This is a genomic window from Streptomyces sp. NPDC046122 (genome assembly GCF_056429965.1).
This window is the reverse complement of sequence record NZ_JBWKLQ010000019.1, coordinates 75116-83091: the sequence shown is the minus strand read 5'-3', so window position 1 is coordinate 83091 and position 7976 is coordinate 75116. Positions and strand designations below refer to the sequence as shown.

The 7976-nt window shown below is 70.2% G+C and carries 5 protein-coding genes and 1 tRNA gene; 3 read left to right on the top strand and 3 right to left on the bottom strand.

The genetic code is table 11. The annotated features are described in order from the left end of the window. Positions 1-112: 112 nt before the first annotated feature. The 3 genes from AC07FK_RS31480 to AC07FK_RS31470 form a co-directional block, all read right to left on the bottom strand. Positions 113-703: a lytic polysaccharide monooxygenase auxiliary activity family 9 protein gene (locus tag AC07FK_RS31480; protein ID WP_479108332.1), complete on the bottom strand. Its 591-nt coding sequence runs from the start codon at positions 701-703 to the stop codon at positions 113-115. A 119-nt stretch (positions 704-822) separates the two neighbouring features. Beyond that, positions 823-2028, bottom strand: coding sequence for an SPFH domain-containing protein (locus tag AC07FK_RS31475; RefSeq protein WP_479108331.1), 1206 nt, complete (start codon positions 2026-2028; stop codon positions 823-825). An 18-nt stretch (positions 2029-2046) separates the two neighbouring features. Then, positions 2047-3393: a peptidoglycan-binding protein gene (locus tag AC07FK_RS31470; RefSeq protein WP_479108330.1), complete on the bottom strand. Its 1347-nt coding sequence runs from the start codon at positions 3391-3393 to the stop codon at positions 2047-2049. Positions 3394-3562: 169 nt separating this feature from the next. Between AC07FK_RS31470 and AC07FK_RS31465 the strand changes: the two genes are divergently transcribed. The 3 genes from AC07FK_RS31465 (at position 3563) to glxA (ending at position 7964) form a co-directional block, all read left to right on the top strand. Continuing rightward, positions 3563-3636, top strand: a tRNA-Lys gene (locus tag AC07FK_RS31465). Between the two features lie 450 nt (positions 3637-4086). Further along, complete coding sequence (locus AC07FK_RS31460) at positions 4087-6033, top strand: glycosyltransferase family 2 protein (RefSeq protein WP_479108329.1); 1947 nt, start codon at positions 4087-4089, stop codon at positions 6031-6033. Beyond that, complete coding sequence (gene glxA, locus AC07FK_RS31455; protein WP_479108328.1) at positions 6030-7964, top strand: radical copper oxidase GlxA; 1935 nt, start codon at positions 6030-6032, stop codon at positions 7962-7964. The genes AC07FK_RS31460 and glxA overlap by 4 nt, the downstream gene beginning before the upstream one ends. Positions 7965-7976: the final 12 nt, after the last annotated feature.

The window sequence follows — 7976 nt, the reverse complement described above, 5'->3', positions numbered from 1 at the left end:
CTTCCAGAGGGGGCGTTGAATTCCCAGAGGGGCGTCAGGACACAGCTTTTCCCCTCCCCCCCCCCCCCCCCCCCGGCGGGGCTCCTCGGCCCCGGGAGTGAGCTGTCCGGCGTCAGAACTGGACGTCGGAGCAGGCGTAGAAGGCGTTCGTCGTGTCCGCCACGTTCCAGACCGCCAGAATGATGTGCCGCCCGGTCTTCTGGGTGGGGACCGTGCCCTGGTGGGTCAGGGTGGAGGGCGGCTGCTGACCGCCGTACGGGACCGTCATGAAGGGCTGCGATTCCAGGGCCGCGCGGGTGAGCGGCCTGCTGGAGTCCCAGCCGTTCTTGGTGATGTAGTAGCGGAAGTCGCTGGTGGCGTGCCGGGCGGTGAACTGCCAGCGGAAGCCGTAGCCCTGGCCCGGAGTGAGCCTGGTGGCGGGCCAGGCGCCTCCGCGCGGGTCGTCGAGCTGGGCGAACTGGCTGTTGCCGCCGGAGCAGATCCTGCCGTCCGCCGGACCGGAGGCGGGGAATCCCTTCGGCCCTTCGACGCTCTGCGGTTCCCATTGGATGTTGCCGCAGCCGGTCACCGTGCCGTTGGCACAGAGTTTCTGACGGCTGATGGGGGCGTCGGTGTAGCCGTGGCTGCTCGCGCTGCCGGTGGCGAGGAAGGACACCCCGGCCATCGCGAGGCCGACCACGGCCGCACCTGTCTTTATTCGCATGCTTGCTCCTGAACGTGGGGGCAGTTCTGTGAGCTGTGCTGCGCGCGCGTCTTGCGGTCTAGACCAAGTTCCAATGTATTAACGCGTCATGAACATGTCCAGACCAATCGCGGGGGCGTTCACAGACCCTCCCCACGCCCCGTGTAGAAGGCGACCGTCAGATCCTTCACGAGCGCCTTGCGCTCGTAGTCGTCCAGTTCGACCAGCCCGCGCGAGGTCAGCCGCGTCACCGTGTCGTCCACCGCGTCCACCACCGACGTCAGCACGCTGTCGCGGTGCTGCGCGTCGAGCGCCGCGACCCGCCTGCGCCGCATCGCCGCCGCGACCTCGGGGGCGTACTCGATCCGCGTCGGCTGCGCCGAGAAGACATCGATGCCGACCGGCGCCGCCTCCGCCGCCAGCATCCCGGTCAGCCTGCCGCCGACCGCCTCCGCGTCGCGCAGGGTCGGCGCGCTGTCGTGGAAGGCGTCGGCCGGCAGCTGGGACAGCACCCGCGCCATCGCCGCCTCCACCTGCTCGCGCAGGTACTGGACGTGGTCCTCGACGGCGAGCACCGCCCGCGCCGTGTCCTTGATCCGCCACACCACGAGCACAACGACCCGCAGCGCGACCCCGTGCGCGTCCACGGCCTCCATCGGCTCGCTGCGCCAGTGCCGCAGCCGTACGTCGACCCGGCGGCGCAACAGCAGCGGGCTCACCCACACCAGGCCGCTGCGGCGCACGGTCCCCCGGTAGTCGCCGAACAGCGAGAGCACCCAGGCGTGCCCGACCCGCCCCCGGGCCAGACCGCCGAACGCGAACAGCACGACCGTCACCAGGGCGGCCAGCACCGCCCAGGACCCGAGCGCGATCCCGTCGTACGGACGGACGGGCAGCCCCAGCAGTACGGCGGCCGGCGGCGGCACCGCCCCCGTCCACCACACCAGCGCCGCGCCCGCCCCGAGCGCCCCCGTCCCCACCGCGACCCCGCACCAGCCGGGCAGCGCGGGCCCGGGCCGCTCGACGAGCCCCGGGTCGGGGGGCGCGGCGGGCCGGGGGGCCCGCGTGCGGGCGGACGCGGGCGCGCCGGGGCCCGGCCGGGCGGCGCCCGCAACGCGCGGCTGTTCGCCGGTGCCCCTGCGGCGGCTGATCACCGACGCGCCCGGCGGCAGGGTGAGCCCGGCCGGACCGCTGTCGTCGCGGAACAGCAGGTGCACCGGGATCTCGACGGTGGACTCGTTCCTGATGACCGGGGCCCTCGACGCGGTGTCGGCGCCCGGACGCCCGGGAGCGGCCGCCGCGCCGGAGCCGTCCGGCTCCGAGGTCTCTGAAGTCGTGGTGCTCATCGTTCCTCCGTCATGCCGTCATCCGAAGAGCCGCCGCCAGGTCTGCGGGCCCGGGTATCCGTCGGCCGCCGCACCGCGCCAGCCCTGGGCGCGCTGGAACGCCTCGACGTTGCGCCGGTCCGCCTCGGTCCAGCGCGGGCCGGGTCCCGAGGTGTAGTGCTTGCCGTATCCCTTCTTCACCAGTTGCCTGCCGAGCTTCTCGACGTACTCGTTCGACCGGCCGGGCCTGAAGAACTGGCGGCCGGGGAACGCCGTGGCGCCGACCGCCGGGCCGGTGCCGGTGCCGCCGCCTCCGTCGCCCTGGCCGGGCCCGTCCGCCGGCGGGATGTCCTTGCCCAGGTTCTGGACGAGCAGCCGCCAGGTGTGCGGGCCCGGCAGACCGTCCGCCTCCGCGCCGCGCCAGCCCTGCGCGCGCTGGAACGCCTCGGTGGCGCCCCGGTCCGCCTCGCCCCAGCCCGGCCCGGGGCCCTGGCTGTAGAACCGCTTGCCGCCGCGGGCGACGAGCATCTTGCCGAGCCGGGTGACGTACCGGTTGTTGGCGCCCGGCCCGAAGAACTTCGCGCCCGGATAGGCCGTCGCGGTGGCCCCGCCGCCGGCGGCCCCGCCGCTGAGCCCGTTGTAGCGGTAGCCGACGTAGCGCGAGGAGTTGTTCCAGTAGGCATACGGGGTGGCCAGCCTGCGGGTGTGCGGGCGGGTCTGCTCGTACGCGATGTAGTGGGTCAGGGAGGAGTCGGTCCAGCCGCCGAAGATCGTGACGTGCGATCCCTTGTTCGGATCGGCCGGGTTGTGGAAGAGCAGGATGTCGCCGGGCTCCAGCTGCTCCTTGGCGGTGAGCGTGCCGTACTGGGCGAGGCTCCCCGTCCACTCGTTGCCGTCGAGGTTCCAGGCCATCGAGACGTAGCCCGAGCAGTCCTGCCGGTACCCGTCGCCCCAGTACCGCTCCATGCTGTACGGCACCCTGGCGTCCAGCCAGCGCTTGGCGCGTTCGATGATCTCCGCCCTGGTCGTGAACCGCAGGGCCGGTCGCGTGGTGGTCGTGGTCGCGTGCGCGGTCGGGGTCGCCTGGCCGGGCCGGCCGCCGTGCAGCGGGCCCGGGCCGCCCTGCGGAGTCGCCGGGTCGTGGTCGGCTCCCGTGTGGGCCGGCGCGTGTCCGGGGGCGACGGCGCTCGCCGCGCCGCCCGCGCCGCCGCCGAGCACCACGCCCGCGGCGGTGGCGAGCACCAGCGCGCGGCGGGCCCCGTGGGCGGCCGGGTGGCCACCGGCCGCGACCGTCAGGCCGAGGGCGGCGGCCCGGCGTTCCTGGGCGCAGCCGGGGCAGCCGCAGTCGGCCGCGGGTTCGTACTCCTCGAAAACCGGCATCGTCATGCGGTTCCCCTCCCGTGGGTTTTTCTGGCGGATCTGCACGGGTGACAGTGTTTCAACTGTCCGGACATAACGCATGTTGACGGTCCAAATGATAATCAAATGGACAGTACGCGGCGTGGCCGGTTCCGAGCACCCGCGACGGTCGGGTAAAGTTCTCCGGGTCAGACAGGCGCCGCTAGCTCAGTTGGTTAGAGCAGCTGACTCTTAATCAGCGGGTCCGGGGTTCGAGTCCCTGGCGGCGCACATGGCGTCGAAGCCCCCTCACCGAGCGTGAGGGGGCTTCGGTGATTTACGGACACTCCGGGCGTGTCGCCCTCGCGTCGAACCCATGTCGCAAGGCGATCACAGACGGCCCCCAAAGCCCTCGTATGACCGGTAAACACCTTGTATCGCCCTTGCGATCAAGGCGGGGGTCGTAGACCCTGTCCTGGAGTCTGCGGCGCCCACGGGGCGCGGGGCTCCGGCGAGTTGGGGGGCGGGGCCGGCAGCCGGGGGGCTGACGGAACGCAGGGGGCGGGGGCCCGGTTCATGAACGGATTCCGGGACGGGCATCATGCAACCGGAAGGTTGTCGTCCCATGTCTGAAGGGATGACAGCAGGCCACCTGTGCGTCCGGCATGGTCGAGGGGGACCGGCACCGGGCGAAGAGACCGACGAACACACGCAGCCAGCATGCGTGCGGGGGGATGACTCATGACGTCGACGCCGACCGGCGCCCGGCACAACAACGACCCTTCCCGGACGGCGCAGCTCCGGGTGCCCCCGCAGCTGCGGACCGGCGGGTCGCGCATACGGCAGAAGAAGCCGCTGCCGCGGTACGACTACGAGCACTACAGCCGGCTCGCCGGACCGCTGACCCAGCCCGACCCGGCCAAGCCGTACACCGTGCAGTACCGCTCGCTGCTCTCCCAGGAGCCGCACCGCGTTCGCGCCGCCCTGCTGCTGTGCGCCGCGCCGCTGGTGTCCCTCGGCCTGTTCGTCTGGCTGATGCAGCCCGGGCACTGGACCGAGCGCGATCCCAACCTCAAGAACGACACGCTGCTGATCCTCGACATCGTCATGCTGGTCTCGATCGGCCTGATCGAGCTCTTCCGCACGATGAACGTCCTGTCGAACGCGCACGCGACCCTGGTCGCCCGGGACCCCGTCCCCGTCGTGCCCGAGACCGGCACCCGCGTCGCCTTCCTCACCTCCTTCGTGCCCGGCAAGGAGCCGCTGGAGATGGTGACGAAGACGCTGGAGGCGGCGGTCAGGATCCGCCACCGCGGCCTGATGCACGTCTGGCTCCTCGACGAGGGCGACGACCCGGCGGTCAAGGAGGTCTGCGAGCGCCTCGGCGTGCACCACTTCTCCCGCAAGGGCGTCGCGAAGTGGAACCAGGCCAAGGGCCCGCACCGCGCCAAGACCAAGCACGGCAACTACAACGCCTGGCTCGACGCGCACGGCGACGCCTACGACTTCTTCGCGTCCGTCGACACCGACCACGTGCCGCTGCCGAACTACCTGGAGCGGATGCTCGGCTACTTCCGCGACCCCGACATCGGGTTCGTCATCGGCCCGCAGGTCTACGGCAACTACGACACCTTCGTCACCAAGGCCGCCGAGTCGCAGCAGTTCCTGTTCCACGCCCTGATCCAGCGCGCGGGCAACCGCTACGGCGCCCCGATGTTCGTCGGCACGTCCAACGCCGTACGCATCAGCGCGCTCAAGCAGATCGGCGGCCTGTACGACTCGATCACCGAGGACATGGCGACGGGCTTCGAGATCCACCGCGCCAAGAACCCGGCCACCGGCCGGAAGTGGCGCTCGGTCTACACGCCCGACGTGCTGGCCGTCGGCGAGGGCCCGACCGCGTGGACGGACTTCTTCACGCAGCAGCTGCGCTGGTCGCGCGGTACGTACGAGACGATCCTCAAGCAGTACTGGAGGGGCTACGGCTCGCTGCCCGCGGGCAAGCTCTTCAACTACACGATGATGATCATCTTCTACCCGATGTCCGCCCTGAACTGGATCCTCGCGGCACTCAGCTGTGCCCTGTTCCTGGGCATGGGCGCCTCGGGCGTCCAGATCGACCCGGCGATCTGGATGATGCTGTACGGCAACGCCTCCGCGCTCCAGATCGGCCTCTACATCTGGAACCGCCGCCACAACGTCTCGCCGCACGAGCCCGAGGGCTCCGGCGGCCTGGCCGGCATGGTGATGTCCGCGCTCTCCGCGCCGATCTACGCGCGCTCGCTGATGGACGCCGTGCTGCGCCGCAAGTCCGGCTTCGTGGTGACGCCGAAGGGCGACTCCTCCAGCCCCGACACGCTCTTCGGCACCTTCCGTATCCACCTGTTCTTCATCCTGGTCTTCGGCGGGTCCCTCGTCTCCTCCTTCTTCCTCGGCCACGACCACCCCGCGATGATCACCTGGGCCACGCTCGCCCTGACGATCACGGCGGCGCCGATCTTCGCCTGGCGCTGGACCGTCCGCGACGAGAAGAAGAAGCGGAAGGGGCGCGGCAGGCACGGGGCGCCGCCGAACCAGTCCGAGCCGCCTGCCGGTCCCCCGCCCGAGGCTCACCTGCCGCAGCAGAAGCCCACGTGGGCCGATTCCGACCAGACCATGCAGATCGCCCTTGGGGGACGTAAGAAATGAAGTACCGTCCGAGCCGCCGCACCCGCCGCCTGGCGATAACGGGTGTGGTGGTGCTCGCTCTGGCGGGGATGAACGGGCCCGCGCTCTACCGTTTCGGTTCGGAGCAGTACCACGACTACAAGATCAACCGGCCCGAGTACAAGGCCGCCAACGGCCATTGGGACTTCCTCGACGTGCCGTCGGAGTTCCGGATCAACACGATCCACGCGGCCCTGCTGCACACCGGGAAGGTGCTGCTGATCGCCGGGTCGGGCAACAACCAGAAGAACTTCGACGCCAAGAAGTTCGAGTCGGTGCTCTGGGACCCCGAGACCGACACGTACAAGAAGATCCCGACGCCCAAGGACATGTTCTGCGCCGGGCACACCCAGCTGCCCGACGGGAAACTGCTGGTGGCGGGCGGCACCAAGCGGTACGAGAAGCTCGAGGGCGACGTCACCAAGGCCGGCGGCCTGATGATCGTGCACAACGAGGACCCGGACGCCCCGAAGACGCTGCCCGCGGGCACGATCTTCACCGGCAAGAAGAACGGCAAGACGTACGTCTCCAAGGACCCGGTCCTCGTGGAGAAGGCGAAGAAGATCTTCGACAAGCAGACCGGCCGCTTCCTGCGCACGGAGGCCGGGCTCGGCCGCATCTACGTCGAGGCCAAGGCGTCGGGCAAGAAGTACGAGTCCGGCACCGAGGACAACTACCGGGTCCACGGCCTGACGGGCACCGACGCCAAGAACGTCTACGGCATCGCGCAGAAGCTGGCCCTCGACAAGAAGGACTTCCAGGGCATCAAGGAGGCCTACGAGTTCGACCCGGTGGCGGAGAAGTACATCACCGTCGACCCGATGAACGAGGCCCGCTGGTATCCGACGCTCACCACGCTGGAGGACGGCAAGGTCCTGTCCCTGTCCGGCCTGGACGAGATCGGCCAGATCGTCCCCGGCAAGGACGAGATCTACGACCCCGCCACGAAGAAGTGGAAGTACACCGGGGTCATCAGGAAGTTCCCGACGTACCCCGCGATCTTCCTGATGAACGACGGCAAGCTCTTCTACTCGGGCTCCAACGCCGGGTACGGACCCGCCGACGAGGGCCGCGAGCCGGGCGTCTGGGACCTGAAGACCAACAAGTTCAAGAAGATCCCCGGCCTGAGCGACCCGGACATGATGGAGACCTCCGCGACCGTGCGGCTGCCTCCCGCTCAGGACGAGAAATACATGGTCATCGGCGGCGGCGGCGTCGGCGAGTCCGAGAAGTCCAGCGAGAAGTCACGGCTCGTCGACCTCAAGGAGGCGAACCCGCGCTTCCGGGACGGCGACTCGCTCGACCAGGGCACCCGCTACCCCAGCGCGTCCCTGATGCCGGACGACACCGTCCTGATCACCGGCGGCTCCAACGACTACCGCGGGCGCGGCGGCTCGGACATCCTCCAGGCGCGGCTGTACGACGCCGAGACCGGCAGGTACCGCCGGGTGGCCGACCCGGCCGTGGGCCGCAACTACCACTCGGGGTCGCTGCTGCTCCCCGACGGGCGCGTCATGATCTTCGGGTCCGACTCGCTGTACTCCGACAAGGCCAACACCCGGCCCGGCGTCTTCGAGCAGCGCATCGAGATCTACACGCCGCCGTACCTCTTCCGCGACGCGCGGCCGAAGCTCACGGGCGGACCGAAGAAGATCGAGCGGGGCGGCACCGCGACCTTCACGTCGGCGCACGCCGCCTCCATCAAGGACGCGAAGCTGATGCGGCCGAGCGCCGTCACCCACGTCACCGACGTCGACCAGCGCACGGTCGCGCTGGAGATGAAGAAGACGAAGGGCGGCATCTCGGTCACGGTGCCGGAGAACCGGGCGCTCGTGCCGTCCGGTTACTACATGCTGTTCGTGACGGACGATCAGGGCACGCCGTCCGAGGGCACCTGGATCGAGGTCCCCTAGGCCCGTACGGCC